General features: G+C 49.7%; 15 protein-coding genes. 6 read left to right on the top strand and 9 right to left on the bottom strand.

From position 1 onward, the window contains the following. Positions 1-2: 2 nt before the first annotated feature. Entirely contained in the window at positions 3-755 is a 753-nt protein-coding gene (locus tag EFB08_RS13165) for an MbnP family protein (protein ID WP_123127421.1), read from the bottom strand. A gap of 146 nt (positions 756-901) precedes the next feature. After that, a complete protein-coding gene (locus tag EFB08_RS13160) occupies positions 902-2041 on the bottom strand; it encodes a cytochrome-c peroxidase (protein ID WP_227006332.1) in 1140 nt (379 codons plus the stop codon). A 420-nt stretch (positions 2042-2461) separates the two neighbouring features. On the opposite strand from EFB08_RS13160, the gene rpsT reads away from it, so the two are divergent. Continuing rightward, positions 2462-2722, top strand: a complete 261-nt coding sequence (gene rpsT, locus EFB08_RS13155) for a 30S ribosomal protein S20 (RefSeq protein ID WP_123127420.1) — start codon at positions 2462-2464, stop codon at positions 2720-2722. 213 nt (positions 2723-2935) lie between these two features. Here rpsT and pyk read toward each other — a convergent pair whose 3' ends face one another. Beyond that, the gene (pyk, locus tag EFB08_RS13150; RefSeq protein ID WP_123127419.1) at positions 2936-4366 is read right to left on the bottom strand and encodes a pyruvate kinase; all 1431 of its coding nucleotides are present in this window, start codon (positions 4364-4366) and stop codon (positions 2936-2938) included. Between the two features lie 3 nt (positions 4367-4369). Then, a complete protein-coding gene (locus EFB08_RS13145; protein WP_123127946.1) occupies positions 4370-4795 on the bottom strand; it encodes an IPExxxVDY family protein in 426 nt (141 codons plus the stop codon). Positions 4796-4972: 177 nt separating this feature from the next. Here EFB08_RS13145 and EFB08_RS13140 point away from each other — a divergent pair, with 177 nt between their 5' ends. The 4 genes from EFB08_RS13140 (at position 4973) to nadE (ending at position 9452) form a co-directional block, all read left to right on the top strand. Next, positions 4973-5209, top strand: coding sequence for an acyl carrier protein (locus EFB08_RS13140; protein WP_048919546.1), 237 nt, complete (start codon positions 4973-4975; stop codon positions 5207-5209). Between the two features lie 76 nt (positions 5210-5285). Then, complete coding sequence (gene fabF / locus EFB08_RS13135; RefSeq protein WP_123127418.1) at positions 5286-6536, top strand: beta-ketoacyl-ACP synthase II; 1251 nt, start codon at positions 5286-5288, stop codon at positions 6534-6536. A gap of 2 nt (positions 6537-6538) precedes the next feature. Further along, positions 6539-7291 (top strand): ribonuclease III, encoded by a 753-nt coding sequence (gene rnc / locus EFB08_RS13130; protein ID WP_227006331.1) that lies wholly within the window; start codon positions 6539-6541, stop codon positions 7289-7291. A 304-nt stretch (positions 7292-7595) separates the two neighbouring features. Then, positions 7596-9452: an NAD(+) synthase gene (nadE, locus tag EFB08_RS13125; RefSeq protein WP_123127417.1), complete on the top strand. Its 1857-nt coding sequence runs from the start codon at positions 7596-7598 to the stop codon at positions 9450-9452. 127 nt (positions 9453-9579) lie between these two features. Here nadE and EFB08_RS13120 read toward each other — a convergent pair whose 3' ends face one another. Then, positions 9580-10092, bottom strand: coding sequence for a hypothetical protein (locus EFB08_RS13120; RefSeq protein ID WP_123127416.1), 513 nt, complete (start codon positions 10090-10092; stop codon positions 9580-9582). Continuing rightward, a complete protein-coding gene (locus EFB08_RS13115; protein ID WP_123127415.1) occupies positions 10067-11683 on the bottom strand; it encodes a hypothetical protein in 1617 nt (538 codons plus the stop codon). Before EFB08_RS13115 ends, EFB08_RS13120 begins: the two co-directional genes overlap by 26 nt. A gap of 341 nt (positions 11684-12024) precedes the next feature. Between EFB08_RS13115 and EFB08_RS13110 the strand changes: the two genes are divergently transcribed. Then, positions 12025-12666, top strand: coding sequence for an HD domain-containing protein (locus EFB08_RS13110; protein WP_227006330.1), 642 nt, complete (start codon positions 12025-12027; stop codon positions 12664-12666). A 60-nt stretch (positions 12667-12726) separates the two neighbouring features. On the opposite strand, the gene EFB08_RS13105 is transcribed toward EFB08_RS13110, so the two are convergent. The 3 genes from EFB08_RS13105 to EFB08_RS13095 form a co-directional block, all read right to left on the bottom strand. Further along, positions 12727-15183: an outer membrane beta-barrel family protein gene (locus EFB08_RS13105; RefSeq protein ID WP_123127414.1), complete on the bottom strand. Its 2457-nt coding sequence runs from the start codon at positions 15181-15183 to the stop codon at positions 12727-12729. Positions 15184-15617: 434 nt separating this feature from the next. Next, entirely contained in the window at positions 15618-18146 is a 2529-nt protein-coding gene (locus tag EFB08_RS13100) for a TonB-dependent receptor domain-containing protein (RefSeq protein WP_123127413.1), read from the bottom strand. A 460-nt stretch (positions 18147-18606) separates the two neighbouring features. Beyond that, a complete protein-coding gene (locus EFB08_RS13095) occupies positions 18607-21135 on the bottom strand; it encodes a TonB-dependent receptor domain-containing protein (protein ID WP_123127412.1) in 2529 nt (842 codons plus the stop codon). Positions 21136-21330 lie beyond the last annotated feature (195 nt).

Raw genomic sequence — 21330 nt, 5'->3', positions numbered from 1 at the left:
GGCTATTTAAGCCGGAACATTTGACGGATGTTATCAGCCACCAACCCGGCGGGTGCGCCGCCCATTACCGTTGAGAAGCCCATAGCGCTTAAGTCAATCACGTTAGGTCCGCCAAACAGGACTTTGGTATTTGTGATGAGTTCCAGGGTTTTGTTTTGACCCGTCAGGTTCCAGTCATCGGGTAGGGGAAGCGTGATGGTGCGGTAGTTGGCATCATGGCCAATGTGGTAAATGAAGTTTTTGAAGGAGGCCTCCGTGGGGTTATAGTACTGACCTTCGGCTACCAGAAACTTATATCCGGTGTCCCAGTTCCAGGCCATCTGGTGGTTGGGGTCCAGGTCACCTACCTGGTCTGTTGAATGGTTATGGGCTTGGTCAACGCCTACGCTGAAGGTGATGGAACGGTACCTGCCGGCAGGAACCTCAGGTAAATCAAAACTCTCCTTGCTGGTATCAGCCATTTTTTCCATCAAATGATAGCTATTTGGGGCGGCATACTCGCTGCCATCTGCTCGGGTAAGTTTCACGTTGCTGATGTAGTACCGCAGTTGGTTGAACCTAACCTTATGGCCGTGGGTATTAGTGTACTCCTGCCCCAGCACCAAGGGCTGGGAATCAAAGGTGTGCTGGAAAGAGATGGTGACCGTACTAGGGCTTTCCGGCGCGTCATCATCAGAGCAACTCCACGTGAAAAGAACCAAGGTAAGGAAGAAAACAGAGGTAAGTCTTTGGTAAAGATGGGTAAAAGAAGCCATAGAGAGTCTTGATAAGTGGGGGAATACAACTTAGGAAATATCCGATTATGAGCCTCTTTTCAGAAAACGGCTCCAAAAGCGGAAAGTAAAAGAATGCGCCCATTCTGAGATTTGATTAAAAGTGGTACATCGTGACTCTGCGCTTATCATTTATGAGGGTCTGAGAAGCGTGGGTCTTTGATGAACGTTTCGTCTGTGAGGGTATGCAGGAAAGCAATTATCTGCCGTTTTTCTGTAGTGGTTAAGCCCAATTTAGCGCCTCCAAATTCATTGCGGGCTTCCTCAATGAGTGGGTCAAGGTTGGGGTTGGTCATGTCAATGTGCTCGTTGTAATGGTCCAGCACCTCCTCCAGAGTTTTGAACCGGCCATCATGCATGTAGGGAGCGGTTAGGGCAACGTTCCGCAAAGAAGGCGTCCTAAACTTTCCCCGGTCACTTTCAAGCCCCGTTATAAGCCATCGGCCCGCGTCTATGGGGTTGGCATCTAACCCATTGTTATGAAAGGTGTGAAACGTCTGGAGCGTGCCGCCGTGGCAATCGCCGCAATTACCACCCCGTAAACCGATGTTCGGGTCTGGATGGGTCAGGAAAAGGCGCATGCCCAGCAGTTCATCTACGGTGAGGTTTTCTTTGCCTTCCTGGTAGCGATCAAATTTAGAATTAGAGGAGATGAGGGTGCGGGTAAACTGCGACAGCGCCTTGAGCAGGTTTTCTTTGGTAACAGGACCCTTCCCGAGGGCTTTCTCAAAGAGCGCCGGGTATTTCTCTGTGCCCTGAAGTTTGGTGACCGCCAGGCTGAGGTTTTGGTGTAGCTCGATGGGGCTTTCCAACGGAATGATGGCCTGCTCTTCCAAAGAAGTAGGCCCTCCGTCCCAGTTGAACCTAGACACCCACAGAAGGTTCGCCAATGACATAGCACTTCGGGTTCCGGCGATGCCGTCTACTCCTTTGCTTACCGCTTGCCCATCTGTAAAAGCGAATTCCTGTTTATGGCAGCTTCCGCAGGACATGGTATTGTTCGCCGAAAGGGCTTTCTCATAAAAGAGCATGCGGCCTAGCTGAACGCCCTCTTCGGTAAGCGGATTATCTGCCGGTATGGCTTTGGGAGCGCCAAATCTACCGGGAAATTCCAGGTTGTAAGGCTTGGGTCCGAGGTATTCAGGCTCTGTTTCAATCGGGGAGCTCTCTTGTGAACAGCCCGCTACCAGCAAAACCATGGCACTCAATCCTAAGAAAGCAAACCTCCGGAAAATCAGCATGAGGTAGATGTAAGTTGGTTGACGCAAGAGGAGGGCTTTTGCATATGCTTCTGGCCTGTTTTTCTGATTTTAAACGTAGAACGCATTTCAGAAATCAGTTCTTGCAAATAAAGTCAGATTAAAATACAAAATGCCTATTCTACTTTAAGCGCTACCCAAGAGAATCCTTGCCGCCTGGGTGGAGCTGTATTTGACTTGCCTGGCTAAAGGAAGTAAAAGAGAAACATGTCGTGACGTTGAAAACTTTTATGGTAAAGATAGAACGGGAATTCAAGAAATGTTACCTTTGCAGGGCAAAACCCAGGAGGTGCCTTTCTCTCAGAAGTTGCAGAAAAGCAGAGGATTAATGAAAATTTATGCCTGTCGCTTGGAAGTTTAGATGGAACCTTGTAGTTTTGCAAACTCATTTAGAATCAGAGTCAAAAGCATTTATCTATATTCACAACCATGGCTAACCATAAGTCAGCATTAAAGAGAATCAGATCTAACAACGCGAAACGCTTGCTGAATCGCTATCAGGCGAAAACCACCCGTACCTTTGTAAAGCGTTTAAGAAACACAACCGACAAAGCCGAGGCGCAAGAGCTGTTTAAGACGGTATCTGGTATGCTGGACAAGTTGGCTAAGAAGAACGTGATCCACAAAAACAAAGCGGCCAACAACAAATCAAAGCTGGCTAAATTTGTAAATACATTAGCTGCTGCTTAATTCTTTTAGGTAGTATTTAATTCTTGGGTAATCATCAAAAGCCTTGCTAACCGCAAGGCTTTTTGTGTTGTATAGCGGTTTAGGTCCTCTTTTGGGAAAACAGCCTTAAAGCGGAGCTTACATATTTTCTGGATACAAAAGCAAAAGGGCCAGTCCTCAGAAAGAAGACTGGCCCTTTTGCTTTTAAAAGTAGCCTGCTACTGTTGCAGTCGCTTAGTGTACTACACTCAGCTTGATCATGTTGGCGCGTTTCTTCTCCATTACCGGCATAGAGCCGATGTTGATGAAAATGTCGCCGGTTTCCAGGTGGCCTTCCTTTACCAGAATTTCCTTCAGGTCAGCGATGGTCTCATCCGTAGACACAAAACGGTCATAATAGTAGCCCCTGATTCCCCATACCAGGTTCAGGGTGTTCAACAACACGCGGTTATCGGTGAAAACGAAGATGTCTGCTTTAGGGCGGTGTTTCGCTAGCTGAATAGCAGTGTAGCCAGACTTGGTAAGGCAGATAAGCGCACGGGCATCGGTGTCACGGGCCAGGGTCACGGCACTTGCTACCACGGTGTCGTTGTAGAAAGTGGGAGACTGGTTGTTGAACACAAAGTTGCGGTGGAAAACGGCCGCCTGAGTTTCTACCGACTGGATGGTGCGGGTCATGCTGCGGATAGTCTCAATAGGATAAGCACCGGCAGCGGTCTCAGCAGAAAGCATCAGGGTATCGGCACCGTCCATAACGGCGTTGGCTACGTCATTGGTCTCAGCCCGGGTAGGACGCGGATTGGTGATCATGCTTTCCATCATCTGGGTGGCCACAATCACGGGCTTGCCTTGCTGGTTGCATTTCTCCACAATCATCTTCTGCAGCATCGGAACGCCTTCCATGCCTACTTCCACACCCAAGTCACCACGGGCAACCATGATGGCATCGGTGGCTTCAATTATAGAGTCAATGTTGCGGATGGCTTCTGGCTTTTCAATCTTGGCTACCACCTTGGCGTCTTTACCACGCTCCGCAATGATGCGTTTGATCTCATGGATGTCTTCCACTTTGCGGACAAAGGAAAGCGCGATCCATTCTACATCGTTGTCCAGGCCAAAGTGCAGGTCCTGGATGTCTTTTTCGGTAAGCGATGGAGCGGTCACCACGGTGTCTGGCAGGTTCATGCCTTTACGGGGTTTCACCACGCCACCATACACTACTTCCGTTAGTACTTCGTTTACGCCGTCAGTGCTGAGTACGCGTACCTCCAGTTTACCATCGTCAATCAGGATGGCGTCACCGGGACGAACATCCTGGGCCAGGCGGGCGTAGCTGTGCGACAACCGCTGGGGGGTACCCATGGATTTGTCACAGACAAAAGTAAGCTGCTGCCCTTCCACAATCTCAATGGCGCCATCCTGGACGTCATTGATCCTGATTTTAGGACCCTGCAAATCTTGCAGCAAGCATATATTGAAACCTTCTTGGGCGTTGATGGCACGAACGTGTTCAATTACCTTTAAGTGCTCGTGGTGGGCGCCGTGGGAAAAATTAAGGCGAAATACGTCTACCCCTTCCTGAATAAGTGCGCGCAGGCGCTCAGGGGTGTTGCTGGCGGGGCCAACCGTTGCAATAATCTTGGTTTTGTTGAAATTAATAGCCATTTGCTAAAAAAGCAGGTTTTCTTTATAACGTAAACAATGTGGGTCAAAGGAGCGCACGTACTGCACTAGGGGTACGGCATTTAGGGTCTGCAGAAGCTCTTGCTGAAGATGGCTGAGCCCGCCTGACACCTGAATTACATAGTCATATTCTTTGATATCTGGCACCAGGAAAGGGGAGGGCAGGGTGCTGGTGCCCACTGAGCGGTTCCTGAACAAACGCAAGGAGCCGTGCTCGGCACGGTGCAGGTAGTTGGAGATAATCAACCGGCCTTTGTTCAGGTAGTCAATGCACAAATCTGCCTGTTTCACCAACCTGATGCGGAAATACTTGTTCAGTGCCCAGGCAAGAGTGTGTTCCTTGCTGGAAGAGACCACTCCATATAAGTCGAAATCAAAATCGTAATCAACGTCTAGACGGATAGATTTCATGGGTTGCGGTACTCTTGGGTAAGTGAAAAAGTTGGGCTGGCAATTTAAAGAAGTGAATTGGAAACTCAAGTGAAGTTTTTAGAAAAGTGACACAATAAAACAATCTCTTGTATTTTGTTTGACATTGTGTTCCCAAATCTATTTCTTTGCACTGTGTTTTAAAAAACTTCTAAAAAAATGTCAGAAATCGCAGAAAAAGTAAGAGCTATCATTATTGACAAATTAGGCGTTGAAGAATCTGAGGTAACGCCTGAGGCTAGCTTTACAAACGACCTGGGTGCCGACTCTCTTGATACCGTTGAATTGATCATGGAATTTGAGAAAGAATTCAATGTGTCTATTCCAGACGATCAAGCTGAGAATATTGCAACGGTGGGCCAAGCGATCAGCTACCTGGAAGAGCACGCTAAGTAATCTCCTCCTCCCTTTTTTCTTCTATCGATCCAATTTTACCTAATCAATATAGGTTCTTTTCCTCTACTAGCAGCGTATGGAGCTTAAGAGAGTTGTTGTAACAGGCCTAGGCGCGCTCACCCCAATTGGTAAAACCGTGGCAGAATACTGGCAGGGGCTTTCCAATGGGGTAAGCGGCGCGGCGCCTATTACTCGCTTTAATGCCGGTAAGTTTAAAACCCAGTTTGCCTGCGAGATCAAAGGCTACAATCCAGAAGACTACTTTGAAAGAAAAGAAGGTAGAAAGATGGATTACTTCACCCAGTTTGCCCTCATCGCCAGCAATGAAGCCATCGCTGACTCAGGTATTCTGGAAAATGTGAACAGAGACCGCGTAGGCGTGATCTGGGGTTCTGGCATTGGCGGTTTAAAGACTTTCCAGGATGAGTCCATCCAGTTTGGTTTAGGAGATGGTACCCCACGGTACAACCCTTTCTTTATTCCTAAAATGATTGCCGACAGTTCCTCCGGCAATATCTCTATCAAGTACGGTTTCAGAGGCCCTAACTTTGTGACCACCTCTGCTTGCGCTTCGTCTTCAGACTCTATTGTGGCGGCTTTGAACTACATTAGGCTAGGCATGGCCGATGTGGTGGTGACCGGCGGTTCTGAGGCAGCGATCACGGAGTCTGGTATTGGCGGGTTTAATGCCCTCAAAGCCATGAGTGAGCGCAACGACGACCCATTAACGGCCTCCCGGCCGTATGACAAAGACCGCGATGGTTTTGTGTTGGGTGAAGGTGCCGGCGCTCTGGTGCTGGAAAGCTATGAGCACGCTAAAGCCCGCGGCGCCAAGATTTACGCCGAAGTTATTGGCGGTGGCCTGTCTTCAGATGCGTACCATATTACCGCACCAGACCCTAACGGCGAAGGCGTAGTACTGGTCATGCAGAATGCCTTGCGTGATGCAGGTATTACCCCAGACCAGGTAGATTACATCAATACCCACGGAACCAGCACACCACTTGGGGATGGAGCCGAGGTGACCGCGATCCAGAAAGTATTTGGAGAGCACGCCTACAACCTGAACATCAGCTCTACCAAGAGTATGACCGGGCATTTGCTGGGTGGTGCGGGCGGTGTGGAGGCAGTAGCGGCTATTCTGGCGATCCAGAACGGCATTGTTCCGCCCACCATCAACCACTTCACCGATGATGATACCATTGATCCTCGCCTGAACTTTACCTTTAACGAGGCCCAGAAGCGCGAAGTAAACATTGCCCTTAGCAATACCTTCGGATTTGGCGGACACAACACCTCTGTGATTTTCAAGAAACTCACTGAATAGCATTGAGCCCGATCAGACCGGTCTTTCGCGCAATCCATAGATTCTTTTACAAAGACAAAGCTTTTGTAAACGCCATCACCCATATTACGGGCATGGCGCCAGACAATCTTCACCTGTACCAACTGGCTTTCACACATACCTCGTTTGTGCGCCAGAATTTACAGGGAAGCCAGGAAACAAACGAACGGCTGGAATTTTTGGGTGATGCTATTTTAGGCGCGGTCATCGCAGAGTACCTTTTCAAGAAATACCCCTACAAAGACGAAGGCTTCCTAACGGAGATCCGGTCTCGCATGGTGAACCGAGAGTCTTTGAACAGCCTGGCCGTAAAGGTGGGCTTGCACTCTCTTATCAAGGTAGACAACATCTCTGGGGTTACCCGCCATAAGTTCATCAACGGCAATGCCCTTGAAGCGTTGGTTGGCGCCGTGTACCTGGACAAAGGCTACGTAGACACCAAAAGCTTCATCCTGAAAAAGCTGGTGAAACCGCATTTTGACCTGCACCAACTTACCACCACCACCAGCAATTTCAAAAGCAAACTCATTGAGTGGGCACAGGGCCAAAACCGCAGCATCCGGTTTGAGATTGTGGGGCAGAAGCAGAGTGGCTCCACCACCGAGTTTACTGCCGCAGTGGTAGTAGACAATGACATCATCGCTAGCGGCAGCGGCCTTTCCAAGAAGAAAGCCGAGCAGGCTGCCGCTGAGAAAAGCATGGAAGTACTCCGGTCCACCGGTTCTATCCTTTCCTGATCCTCTTTTCTGATTTCGGGCTCTTTTCCAGAAATCGGCCTTAAAGCCTTTCGCTTCTTTCACAGATACTTTCGGAAACTTGATCTCTTTCTTAATCCTTTTCTTCCGTTCGGATAAAAGATAAGCTTCCTGAATCTTGTTTTCGGCAGGAGGTATCCTAATTCAGTTTCACTCCATTTCTTGGTTCTACCAGATAGGTTCTTAGTTTTGCAGGGAGCGCGGCTGCGTGTTTTCCGTAGCCAGACTTGCGTGTTTTAACTTGCAAGGCTGTTCTTGCGTTAAAAAGGCTAAACCGAACCTACCTATGAAACTTGCCGGCGCTGCCCTCAACCAAACCCCCCTGGATTGGGATAACAATCTCCGAAACATCAAAACGGCCATTGAACAGGCCAAAGAACAAAATGTAGACATTCTCTGCCTGCCCGAGATGAGCATTCCCGGGTACGGCTGCGAAGACCTTTTCTTAAGTGAATGGGTGAGTGTGGAGTGCTTCGAGCGGTTACTGGAGATAAAGGAATGGTGCGAGGGTGTGATTGTCTGCGTGGGGCTTCCCATCCGGCTGAACAACACAACCTATAACTGCGCCTGCGTTATCAAAGACAAAGAAATCCTGGGCTTCACGGCCAAACAGTTCCTGGCTAATGACGGCGTGCACTATGAGCCGCGCTGGTTCAGTTCCTGGATTCCGGATTCGGTGGCGGAGTTTGAGGCCATGGGGAAAACCTACCCAATAGGCGACATCATCTATGAGCATCAGGGCATCAAGTTCGCCTTCGAGATCTGCGAAGATGCGTGGCGCAACGAGAACCGACCGGCCTATCGGCACAAGCCTAAAGGGGTGCAACTCATCATCAACCCCAGTGCCAGCCACTTTGCCATGAGCAAAACCGATGTGCGCTACCATCTGGTGGTAGACGCGTCAAGGCAGTTTGAGTGCACCTATCTGTACGTGAACCTGCTCGGCAATGAGGCTGGCAAAATGATCTACGACGGCGAAATCATCATCGCGCAGAACGGAAACCTGGTGTTGCGGAATCAGCTGCTTTCCTTCAAGAGCGTGGACTTTGAGTGTGCCGAGGTTTCCTTTGAGACGCCCCTTCCACCAGTGGAGATGGACCTTTTGCCGGTAGACGAGAACGTGGAGTTTATCTCGGCCATTTCGCTGGCCCTTTTTGATTATCTGCGCAAAAGCCGCAGCCGTGGGTTTGTACTCTCGTTGAGCGGCGGCGCCGATTCTTCTTTATGCGCCGTAGCCGTGGCCGAAATGGTACGCCGGGCGCTGGAGGAAATTGATTTGGAGGAGTTTGCCCGCAAAACCAACTGCCTTACCCCCAACGAAATTTCCGATTACAAGCAGCTTCCTATAAACGAGGTCCGAAACCTACTGGTGGGCAAGTTGCTGATCACGGCGTACCAAGGCACCGTCAACTCCTCTGATGACACCTACCGTTCAGCGGAAGAACTGGCGAAATCCATTGGGGCCGTTTTCTTTAACTGGACTATTGACGAGGAAGTGAAAAGTTATCGGGGCAAGATTGAGCACGCCATCGGCCGGAGCCTTACCTGGGAGCACGATGACCTTACGTTGCAGAACATCCAGGCCCGTGTTCGTGCCCCCGGTATCTGGATGCTAGCCAACCTGAATAACTCCCTGCTGTTGGCTACCTCTAACCGGTCTGAGGCCTCGGTAGGGTACGCCACTATGGACGGTGACACGGCCGGAAGTATCTCGCCTATTGCGGGCGTAGACAAAGCGTTCATTAGGCAGTGGCTGGTGTGGGCGCAGCAGCAACTGGGCTATGAAGGCCTGCAGTACGTAAACAACCTGCAACCCTCCGCTGAGCTTCGGCCCCTGGAAAACACCCAGACCGATGAAGAAGACCTCATGCCGTATCCGCTGTTAAACCAGATTGAGCGCCTGGCTTTCTATGACCGGTTATCGCCGCAGCAGGTGTTTGAGAAGCTGAAAGGCACTTACCCCGATGAGCAGTTGCGGCAGTTCGTCCAGCGGTTCTACTCGCTCTGGAGCCGCAACCAATGGAAACGTGAGCGCTACGCGCCGGCCTTCCACCTGGATGACTACAACGTGGACCCTCGCAGCTGGCTCCGGTTCCCCATCCTTAGCGGTGGCTTCCGGGAGGAGTTGAGTGAGCTCAGGTAAATGTTGCTTTAGATAAAGACAAAATCAAAATCCGTTTAGAGCTTGTTTTAGCAGAAACAGGCCCTAAACGGATTTCATTTTTCAGAGGATTTAATCGGCTGTAGGCCTACCTATAAAAGTGGAAAACCTATTTTGGGGCTGGTTTGAGGTTTGCTAATTTGAGTCCCCTCGGAATTCCCTGCGGAAATCGGGCGAACTTGTCTAAACCCGAAAAGGTCAGGGTTTTTCCTTTGCCTTCGTAAGAAAATGAATTGATGCCTCCTATCGTCACCGCGGTAGTGACCAAAAGATTGAGGGGAAGGGTGAAGGCGCCGTAATAGCCGTGTGCCAGGGTGAATAAGGTATACACCGGAATAGACCACCCATATCTTTTTGGTTGCGCATACTGAATTCTATATTGTCTGATAGCGCTTTGATGGATGGTCAAGCATTCGCCTGCAGGTTCTGTTAAAAGAACGAGGGAGCTGTCACTTGCCGCTATCAATTCCCCCTTGATCAAGGCCCCCTGCTTGGGCTGTAGTTTGATGTAGGACCCATACTGATGCACATCGATCTGATCTGTAGATGGTAAGTATTTGGGGAAGCCACAGGCCCCCAGGAAAATAAGAAGCAGGCTAGGGAAGAGGAGCCTGGTGCTCAAAGGCTGAAAATGTTTTGGTATCGATCTTAGATTCCCAGAACTGTTTCTCCATGGTGCTTTCATAGCGTTTGTAGTTTTTTGCCTCTCCTTGCAGGTACTTCCTGGGTTTGTCTATCATCTGTTTCAGCTTAAGCAGATCTTTCTCCTGTAGCCAGTTTTCCCGCATCCATTCCAGATAATAGCCTTTGGAGAAAAGGAACAATTCATAGTCGGTTGCTGGGGACGGTAAAGTAAAATTGAATTGGAAATCATTGCCTGGCATAGAGATCAAGTGCTGGGTAGAATGGTTAAGGGTTCTCAAAGCGGCAGCGTCTGGTTTCCCATCCTTGAGAATACCGGTTGGCGAAAGAACTACTGGTTGTACCTGCTCTTTGATATTGGTGAGTGCCGCATAATCCAGGCGCCACAAGCCTTTATTCAGGACGATTTTCATCTTGATGGTAGGGCTGCGGGACCTGTTTTGCAACGGAACAAACTGCCGGTTTATGGCAATGGGCCCCGTCTCGTTCAGCCCTGATTGCAACACCCAAACTTTCTTCTGTTCTTCCCAGAGGTAGACCTCTACATCGCCTAATTCTTTTTTTATTCCGCCCTTCAGTTTCTCCTTTGTGTCAGAGCCGGTCTCCAGTTTAGCGAAGATGTCACCCACCTCGTCACCCATATACCCCATGGCACTGTAGATAAAATACGTGGTCATCAGGGTTTGCCGGAAGTGGAGGATTAAGCCCAGGTTCTCTGGGTTCTGCACTCCGTCAAAGGTCAGGGAAAGGGTTTCCTTGGTGCTTAGATTCGCTTCATCGGCTAACGAAAACCGCTCCTGCCGGTCTTCCTGCTGGAGCAGCGAGGTGATGTTGCCTTCGGGTCCGGTACCTAAGGAAAGAGCGTACTTGTTATAACACAGATAAAAGTCATTGGTGGGGGATTGATAGACGCGTTCCCCTTCTTTCCTGGGATACGCCAAGAGCTTTACTTCCTGCAGGCAATGGGTTTCCAGGGCTTCGTTCCTCATGTAAAGAGAGAAAGTATCTCCAGAGACAGCCGGGTTGTTTAGCGCATCAATATCAAAATACTCCAGAGACGGGCTGATGGCATTGGAGAACCCCTCGGCATCTGCATAATGGAAACTGTCTTCCTCCTTCAGGTAAAAAGTAGGGCATGACCCGAAACACGCTTTGGGGTTGGCCAGGCACAAAATGCCTACCGCTATATCAACGCCCGTCAATATGGCTAGGGCCGCAATTCTCTCTTTTTCTGAGGTTTGTAGTTTAGTGTTGGTTTCAAAAATGGAAACACTATCCATGGGAAGGGAGAGGGCACCTTCCTGGAGTACGTTTCGGTTGAAATCGTATTTGGTGCCGTGGCCCTGAAGCGTGTTCAACGTGGTATCTATTCCCCAGGTGTCTTTCAGGATGCAGATGTCCCCGTTTCTGAGGTGGGCTTTTAAGAAAGGCTTAGTCTGAAGGTTTTTGGTATGGTGGAGCAAAGCGTTGGCATCCTGATAGGTAGACCGGAAATAATGCTTCGCACAGGATTGCGCAATCAGGAGCACTACTGCCAAAAGGGCTGTAAAAAAGGATAGTTTCTTTGCCATTGCCTCACTTATAAACCGGTCGTTCTAAATATTAGGCACTTACTATACCTTAAGGTACTCATTTATTCGGAACATTCAATCTGATGCTCCTGCTTCGGGATACTTTCTTTTTGAGGGACCGATATTTAGGTTGTGTCCTGATTATCAATAATATGGAGTTGGCTTTGGACGGGTTGGGGGCTTCAAAAATCAAAGCTTATTTATGAACAGGACACGGGTAATAAATTCTCTATTTTGAACCTGTCAGCTGCTTTCTGCCTGGTTTCCGTAAAACAGGATCAAAATGCCTCCCCTAATAGTCAGGGTAGGGAATAGGTTCAGAATCACTCATCAGCTCTCTTATGGAAGACCTGGAATGTCCTTTATTTCTGAATGCGCTGGAGCAGAGGGTCTGGCAGTTCGCTGTAGATGCGCACGGGGAGCAGCGCCGCAAATACCACAATGAACCCTATGTGAAGCACCTGGAGCGGGTGGCCCAAACCGTAATGGCCTACAGTGGCACCAGTGGCATGGTCATGGCCGCCCTCCTGCACGATGTACTGGAAGATACTCCGGTAACCGAACCCCAGCTGCAGGTCTTTCTGGAGGAAGTTTGCCAGGGCACCATCGTGAAACCCGCCGAGGTCCTGCAGATGGTCATCGACCTTACCGATCAGTTCACCAAACAGAATGCCCCGGGGCACAACCGCAAACGCCGCAAACAGATGGAAGTTGAGCGCCTGGCCCAAATCTCTTCCCGCGCCCAGACCATCAAACTCGCCGACATTATTGACAACACCCGCGACATCATCCAGCACGACTTCAGTTTCGCGAAGGTGTATATACCCGAGATTGTGGCTTTGCTGGAGGTCTTGAAAAGGGGAGAGCCTTTCAGGCTGTACATGCTGGCCTGCTATGAGGTGCAGAAAGCCGTTATGCGGTTAGAGGAGGACAGAAACCGGTTCCATTCCCCTGCTGAGCAGGAGGCAGGGGAAACAGAATAAGGCCGCTGGTTTAGGACCCTTTTTCTGAAAACAGGCCCTAAACCAGCGTGAATACCAAGGCTATTTCCCACCGCTCAAGACATCATCGTTCTCTATGGTTTTCTTTTGTTTCTGGCTGGCCTGCATCTTCCCGAAGGTCCAGTCAAAGCCAATCCGGAAGGTGCGGTTGAAGTTGATGTTTTGTGCCGTTTGCTGGTAACCAGGCGTAACTACGGTGTACTTGAAGTTAATGGTACTGGAGAACGGATTATTTACCCCGAAACTAACCGAGCCTTTGTCCTTCATCACTTTCTTGCGTACCGAGAAACCGGCGTAGTAATTCTCCCCGATATTCACCTGCAGCATTTTGCTCTTGGAATTGTAACCAGCGTTAGCTTGTGCGGTAAGGCCTTTGCCAAACTCATAACTGGTGCTCAGGTTCAGGTTGTATTGCAGCCCTTCTCTTTTCTGGCTTTTGTCTTCTAACACCACGTAATTCAGGTTCAGGCTAGGGCTGATGGTCCAGGCGGCCAAGGGCTTGGTAGCGCCCGACAGGCTGAGGCCGTACACCTTGTTTTTGCCTATGTTGTCATGGGTGATCAGCATGACCTCCCGCAACTGATCATTCACCACCAGCTGCTCGGGCGCTACTACCTGTTGGATAGAATTGTCTGTCTGGCGCAGGAACACCGATGCGTTAATAGAGGTAGTTTTGAAATAGGTGTTATAGCCGATCTCATATGCGTGGGTCAATTCAGCATCCAAAGTAGGGTTGCCGCGGTACCCGAAGTTAAAGTCTTCCAGCTGCAGGAAAGGGTTCAAAGAATAGATTTGCGGACGCTGGATGCGCTGGGTGTAACTCACCCGCACGGTGTGGATGGTGTCAATGGTGCGGGAAATGCTCAGGCTGGGAATCACGTTCTGGTAAGCGTCTTTGAAGGTGCTCCGCACTAACTGGGTTTCCTGGGCAGCTTCATCCCATTGGGAGTTCAGAAACACGCCTTTGGTGTTGGTGTGCTCATAGCGGGTGCCCAGGTTCACATCAAATTTCTTCAGCTGGAATCCATAAGTGGCATACGCCGCCTTTACATCCTGGTCATAGTCAAAGTTATTGAGGTTGGTGGAATCCGCTTGGGTTGGGAAGGCATAGGTGTAGGTGGTGCGGCTGCTGGCATCCCGGAAAATGGCTTTGGCGCCCAATTCCAGCTTACTGCCATTCTTAAAGGTTTGGGTGTAATCCAGTTGCAGGGTTTTCTCCTCGCTGGGCGCGGTGTTGTCGTTTTTCTGGCGTTGCACTAACGGGGCCTCGGGAGAGTAGAGCAGGTTGTCATAGAGGTCATTGGACTCATTGTGGTTCAATTGAGCCAGAAAGGTCAGTTCCTGCTTGGGCTTAAAGGTGCGGGTATACCCGAAGTTCATGTCATAGCCCCCGCCATTCCAGGGATTTTTCAGGTCTGAGTATGCCACCGGAAGTTGGTCAGAGCCTGCGCCCCGGTTCAGGGTGGTTTGGTAACCAGAGCCCGAGAAGTAGTTGCGCCGGGTAGAGACGCCCAGATGGAAGGCGTTCAACGTATCTGGGTCAAAAGTCAGTTCTGCTTTGACATAGAAGCCATGGTTCAGGGAAAGATTACGGCTTTCCTGCTGGAGGGTAAGCTCTCCGTCATTAGTTCGGTTCACCACATTGAGTCTCCGCTGGTTGTTGTCATAGCCGCTCAGGGTGGTGCTCAGGCCAAATTTGGCTTTCTTCACGTTGAGGCTGCCATTCACGTTTCGGTAGCGGTTGCCCAGAGAAAGGCTGGCTTTCCCGTTCACACCTTGCAGGCTGTTCTTTTTGGTGGTGATATTGATGATGCCGGCTGTACCCTCGGCATCATACTTCGCCGACGGACTGGTAATCACCTCTATGCTCTTGATGATGTCCGCCGGAATCTGTTTCAGGGCATCGGCTAAATTGTTAGCCAGAATGCTGGAGGGTTTGCCGTCCATTAGCACCTTGAAATTGGCGCTGCCTCTGAGCTGCACGTTGCCGTCTCCATCCACCGTTACTGAGGGCACTTTCCGGAGCACTTCTGAGGCGGTGGTGCCTTGGTTGCTGATATCCTGCTCGGCGTTGTACACCAGGCGATCGCCTTTGTCTTCTATCAATGCTTTCTGGCCCACCACCGTCACTTCCTGCAGTTTGGTGACATTTGATCTCAGGCTGAGATGGGGTAGGATAATCTCCTGTTTATCGGCTGAAATGGTGAAAGAAGGCAAAGAAGAGGTAACGTACCCCAGGTAACTTACAGAAATTGAATAAGCTCCGTACGCTACTTTGGAGAAGCTGAAGCTGCCTTTTTCATCGGTGATGGTGCCATCTATGGGTTTGCCGGTGGCGGTGCTGGTGAGCGTAACGGTGCCAAATGCCACGGGTTTTGTGGTAAGGGAGTCCAGTACCTGGCCAGAGATTTTTCCGGCTAGGCTTTGGGACTGAGCCTGCAAAGGCGAAGATATGATGAGACAAAGAAAGAACAGGGAAGCAAGGATTGAGAGACGCATCGGATTTCTTTTGAAGTAGCTAGGGTGTATCACATCAGGTTCACAGGGACGCACTTTTCCTGTCCGCAGCTACGGTCTGTAGCCGGGTGGTAAGGAGAATGGCATCTGGTTAAGGGATTGGTAAGCAGTTGATGCGCGCAACTGTCTATTAGATGTGCGACAAACCGAAGCGGTTGCCTGAACTCTAAAAAAATTTTGTTTTGATGCTATTTTTTGAAAATCAGGCCTAAATCATCTTCAGCACTTACTTTGAAGACGATCTTTTCAAAAGAAGCCAGAAACGATGAAGGGCTGTGATTAGAAGCACAAGTTCCGGAAAGCAACCCTCCAGGAAGAAACGGTCTTAGGTCGAAACATGTACCCCGGCTACGATTGGGCAAAAAAAAGAAGCACCCCGTTGAGAGTGCTTCTGGTGAAAGGGGGATATGGATGGCTTAGTTACTTTCTCCGCCTTTGGCGTCATCGTTGCGGATGGACTTGCTGCGGCGCGGTTTCTGGTTCATCTCCATTTTCCCGAAACGGTACGAGAAACTCACCCGCACGCTTCGGTTATAGTTCTGGTTGATGCTGTTCTGCAGGAAGTAATCATTGGCCAGCTCAGATTTGAACTGAATGGTCTTGCTGAACGGATTGTCTACCCCAATACTCAAGGTGCCTTTCTTTTCCCACAGCTCCTTACGCACACTGAAGCTGGAATAATAAAAACCCGAGAATTTTCCCTGAATGCTGGGCCGGGGCGAACTAAACGACCCGAAGAACTGCGCCGCCAATCCTTTCCCGAAGTCATACCCCGAGTTCGCGTTCACGCTGTACTGCATGGCCGCATTGCTCTGGATTCGGTCCGCTACGTTGCTCTGAAGCTTGATGTAGTTCAGGTTGAAGCTTCCGCCAATGTTCCATTTAGGCACCGGTTTGGTATTCCCCGAGAAACTCAAGCCGTAAGTCGCATTCTTCCCGATGTTGTAGTACGTGGTATACGCCACATCTTTCTGCTGCCACAAAACTTCATCTGAAGGTTGCAGGGCGCCCGGCTCCCCCACCACTCTCCTGAAACTCTCAATGGCGTTGTTGGTTTGGCGCCAGTACAGAGACAGGTTAATGGAACTGGTCTTAAAGTAATTGCTGTAGCCAAACTCATACGAATGCGACAACTCGGGCTCCAGTTCCGGGTTCCCGAACGACACGTTCTTGGCATCAATGATGTTCACGTACGGGTTCAGGTACCAGATCTGCGGTCGTTGAATCCGTTGGGTATAACCTACCCTGAACGTCTGGCTTTTGATAGTGCGGGAGATAAGGATGTTGGGGATGAAGTTGTAATAGTTGTCGGTGAACGGGTCTTGGTACGGTTGAATGTATTGGCCATCAATGTTGGTGTACTCAAAACGGGCGCCTGATTTCACGTTATAGTTTTTCAGGAACTTGAAGCCGTACGAAGCATAGGTGGAGTACACATCCTGGTCATAGGTGAACTGGTTGGGCCGCAACTGCTCAGCCTCCGTGGACAGCCGAATGCTGCGGTACAAGGCGTCACTTTCAGCGTGGCGCAGGATGCCTTTGGTGCCAATCTCCAATTGGGTTTTGTTTTGGAACGGATGCACGTAATCTACCTGGAATGTCATCTCGCGGTTACTACCGTCATTGGTGTTGCGTAGGAGCGTGTCAAGGGCGTAGTTCTGGTTCAGGAAAATGTCCTGGTCTGTGGCGCTGGTGTTGGCCCCTTTGTTCCACTGTGCCAGTACTGAAAGCTCTTGTTGTGGTTTGAAGATGTGGGTGTAGCCCAGGTTCAGGTCTACCGATCCGTTCTTGTTCCTTCCCCGCATTACGTTCTCAATTTCCTGGAAGGTGTTAGCTCTACTGGTTTGGGAGTGTTGTAATCCCTGGTTGCGGCCATAACCGCGGTACACATTAACACCGCCCGTCACCGTGTTCAGGGAGTCTAGATCGGCATCAAACCCAATCTGCCCGTACACTCCGCCGCCTCGGCGCTTAGATTCTCCCAATTGGTTCAAGGTGCTTTCTCCTTCAGTATCCGGATTGGTAATGCGGTGCAGTTCGCTTTCATTTTTGCCGTTGTATTGCTGGTGGGTACCTAAGCTGGCATTAAAGCCCACTTTGCCGCGCCGCACGTTCACGTTGGCGTTTCCGTTGGAGTTTCGCGTACCCACTGAGGTACTCACGCTTCCGTTCACGCCGTACATCGTGTTCTTCTTCGTGATGATGTTGATGATACCGGCAGTACCCTCGGCGTCATACTTAGCCGACGGGCTGGTAATCACCTCCACAGTTTTGATCATGTCTGACGGAATCTGCTTTAAAGCGTCTGCCACGCTGTTGGCCATGATGCTGGAGGGCTTGTTGTTGATGAGCACCCGAACGTTAGCCGATCCGCGCAACTGCACGTTCCCGTCTAGGTCTACCGTAAGCGAAGGCACTTTCTTGAGCACGTCTGAGGCATTGCCGCCAATGTTGGTGATGTCCTGCTCGGCATTGTACACCATGCGGTCCACTTTGTCCTCTACCAATGGTTTCTCGCCTACCACGGTTACTTCCTTCAGTTTGTTCTGCACGGGTTTAAGCACAATGCGGCCTAAAACCACCTCAGAGTCTTTGTCTGAAACGGTTACTCCGGTGCGGGTGAAACTCTCATAGCCAATAAAACTCACCGAGACAGAATACGTCCCGAAAGCCACCCGGGACAAAGTGAACCGGCCACGATCATCGGTTACGGTGCCGTCAATGGGTTTGCCGGTGGCGGCATTCACCAAGGAAACTGTAGCAAACTCCACAGGTTTGTTTGTGGTGGAATCCATTACAACTCCGCTTATTTTTCCGGAAGCCATCCGTTGAACGCCTCCACCCGAAGCAGTCACGGTAGAGGGGGTGGGAGCAGGGGAGGGAGTTTGGGCCTGTAAAGAGGCCGCCGCCAGGCACAGGCAAGCAATCAAAAAGGGGTGACGCATGAAAAGGGTTGTAGAGAGTGTTTAATAAAGGGTTGAATAAAAGGTATAGTGATTGAAGAATTGAATTTTAAATAAGGCTTTTCAGTGGCATTTATTTCCGGAACTTAGATGATTAGGCCACAGCTCTTGGACATTTAAAAAGATGAATGGTTTAGCGGCAGGTTGAAATAAATTCACTGGCGAAAAGGGGTTGATTATGGCAAAGACATCCACTTAAAGAATAAGCTGCTTCCCTCCGCGATAATATTTTTGGAGCCATTTTTCTGAAAGTAGGGATAAACTGAGGCAGGACCGTCTGGAAAAACAAACGTGAGACATATAGTATTAATTGTATATATACTGATCATATATTTGAAGCTCTTTGAGAAGATTTTCTTTTTGCCCGGTTTTTAGAAATACCCTTAAAAGAGAAGAGCGATGCCGCACCGGCATCGCTCTTCTCTTTATTATTTAAGAAAGGTTATTGAACCCCACCACCATCGCCTTGCTTGGCGTCATCGTTGCGGATGGATTTCTTGCGCTTAGGCGGACCTTGCTGCTGCAATTTCCCGAAGCGGTATTCAAATGTTACCCTGAATCCGCGATTATATTGCGTTACCAAAGAGTTGGTTCTAAACGGCTGGCCTGAGGTAATGCTTCTGCCTGATAACTCATTTTCGAATCTTAAAGCCTCTCTGAACGGATTATCCATTCCCAGACTCAAGGCACCTTTTTTCTCAAACAGTTCCTTCCGAATAGCCAGGTTGTGGTAAGAGAAAGAGGAAGCTATTCCTTGCAATTGAATACGGTCAGAGTTGAAACCACCAGAGAACTGGGCACTTATTCCTTTCCCGAACGTGTAGCCCGAACTCACGTTGATGTTGTACATCCAGCCAGAATTTGAGGCAAACGGGGCATTCAGATCAACATAGTACAGGTTCAGGTTACCGTTGATGTTCCAGGCCGGAATGGGCTTGGTTGAACCAGAAAGGGTAGTGCCGTACGTCTTGTTTTTAGCAATGTTGTTGAAGGTTACGTACGTGATCTCGTCAATCACATCAGAAACAGACTCAATGGCGTTATCAGTCACCCGCATGTACGCCGATAAGTTGATAGAGGTAGTTTTAAAGAAGGTGCTGTAGTTGATCTCGTAAGAATCGGTTAACTCAGCATCCAGTCTTGGGTTACCGTACACTACCACATTTGGCCCCTGCTGCTGACGGTACGGGTTCAGGAAAAACAATTGCGGTCGTTGGATCCGTTGGGTGAACGAAGTCCGCAACTTCATGTTAGGCTTCAGGTCATACGCCAGCGTTACGTTAGGGATGAAGTTGTCATAGTTGGTGGTGAAGTCCTGCTCTGGGTTGTCAAAATTTCCGGCCACATCGGTGTACTCGTAGCGTCCGCCAAACTTCAGGGCGGTTTTCTTGTTCAGGTTGAACCCATAAGAAAGGTACGTCGCCATCACGTTCTGGTCATAATTGAAACCACTGTTCAGGTCTACACCGTCATACAGGGACTCACTGGAGACATCGCGTAGAATGCCTTTTGCCCCAATTTCTAGCAAGGTGTTCTTAGGCATGGGGTGGGCATAATCTGCCTGGAAGGTAAGTTCTTTGTTCAATCCTTCATTTTCATTAAGGGTGATAGATCTTAACGGTCCTTCCACTTCATACCTGGTTTGGTTTACGTTATTATCCTGATCGGTCTGGCTGTATAGCGCCAATAACGTTAATTCCTGCTGAGGCTTTTTAAACTGGTGGGTAAAGTCCAGGTTCAGGTCCATGCTCAACCGTTTGTTGTTGTTTTTCATGGACAGGTTATATTCATCTACCAGTGTGGGGTCTGAAAAACCAGTTTGGGCCTCGTTTTGCTCGGCAATGGTGGTGGTGGCAGACTGGTGAGACCGCATCTTAAAGCTTCCGGTATTTACCCTGATGCCTGCCGCAAGGCTGTTCTTTTCGTTGAGGTCATATTCAAGACCTAGCTGACCAAACCCAAACATACCATCAACCGTGCTAGTGCCTACCTGGGCCACATTGTTCTCAAACACCTCACCGGTAGTGATGTTTTTGGTCTGGTTCATCTGGTTGATTTCCATGCCTCCCTTGCTGTAGAACCTGTTCACGCCCGCATTCACGTTGATGCCAAGTTTCCCTTGCTTGATGCCTACGTTTCCGTTACCGTTGCTGGCGCGGGTACCGCCAGTCAAGGTCACCGATCCGGTTACCCCTTGCAAGCTGTTTTTCTTGGTGATGATGTTCACAATTCCGGCGGTACCTTCAGCATCGTATTTCGCCGATGGGCTGGTAATCACTTCCACGTTTTTGATCACGTCAGCGGGAATTTGCTTCAATGCATCGGCCACGCTGCCGGCCATTACGGTAGAAGGTTTGCCGTTGATAAGCACGCGCACGTTTCCGCTACCGCGCATCTGGATGTTTCCGTCCTGGTCTAAAGAGATTGACGGTACTTTCTGCATCACGTCGGCGGCGGTGCCTCCGGTGTTGGTGATGTCTTTCTCGGCGTTGTACACCAAACGGTCTACTTTGTCTTCAATCAAAGGCTTTTCGCCTACCACGGTTACTTCCTGAAGCCTGGTTTGCGAAGCCCTTAACACTATTCTGTTCAGGTTGGCTTCCTGGTCGTTGGCTGAAATAGAGACGTTTCTCAGTTCTTTGGTTTCGTAGCCAATGAAGCTGATGTTAAGGGTATAGGTACCCTGCGCGACTCTGTTCAAGGAGAAGCGGCCTTTTTCATCGGTGACGGTACCGTCTACGGTTTTGCCGGTACCCGCCTGAATCAGGGCGATGGTGGCGAACTCAACCGGTTTAGCACTGGTAGAGTCTACAATGGTGCCGATGATTTTTCCTGTTCCTGAGGCCGCCTGAACAGCAGGTGCCCCCGCAGCAGGGTTGGTTTGTGGACGTGGAGAATTTACTGGGTTCTGCGCCCAGAGCGGGGCAGAGGCGGCGCAGCTTAACAAGGTTAAGAGCAGAAGTTTTTTCATACAGAATTTAAGAAGATTGCTTTTAGCGGCTGCAAAGATACTGGAGGAAAGTCCCGAAGTCGTGGCCCGGGGCTACGCTCTCCAAAAAACATCCGTATTTTTTCAGTCAAAGCATTAGTACGAAGAGGCACGTGAAAATTACAGTGCCTCTTCTAAAAAGGAAGTTTTTAACAAAACCTTAACAACTTACCCCTA

It is taken from the genome of Rufibacter latericius (assembly GCF_003721515.1).
Classification (GTDB): domain Bacteria; phylum Bacteroidota; class Bacteroidia; order Cytophagales; family Hymenobacteraceae; genus Nibribacter; species Nibribacter latericius.
This window is presented reverse-complemented; position numbering and strand designations above follow the sequence as displayed.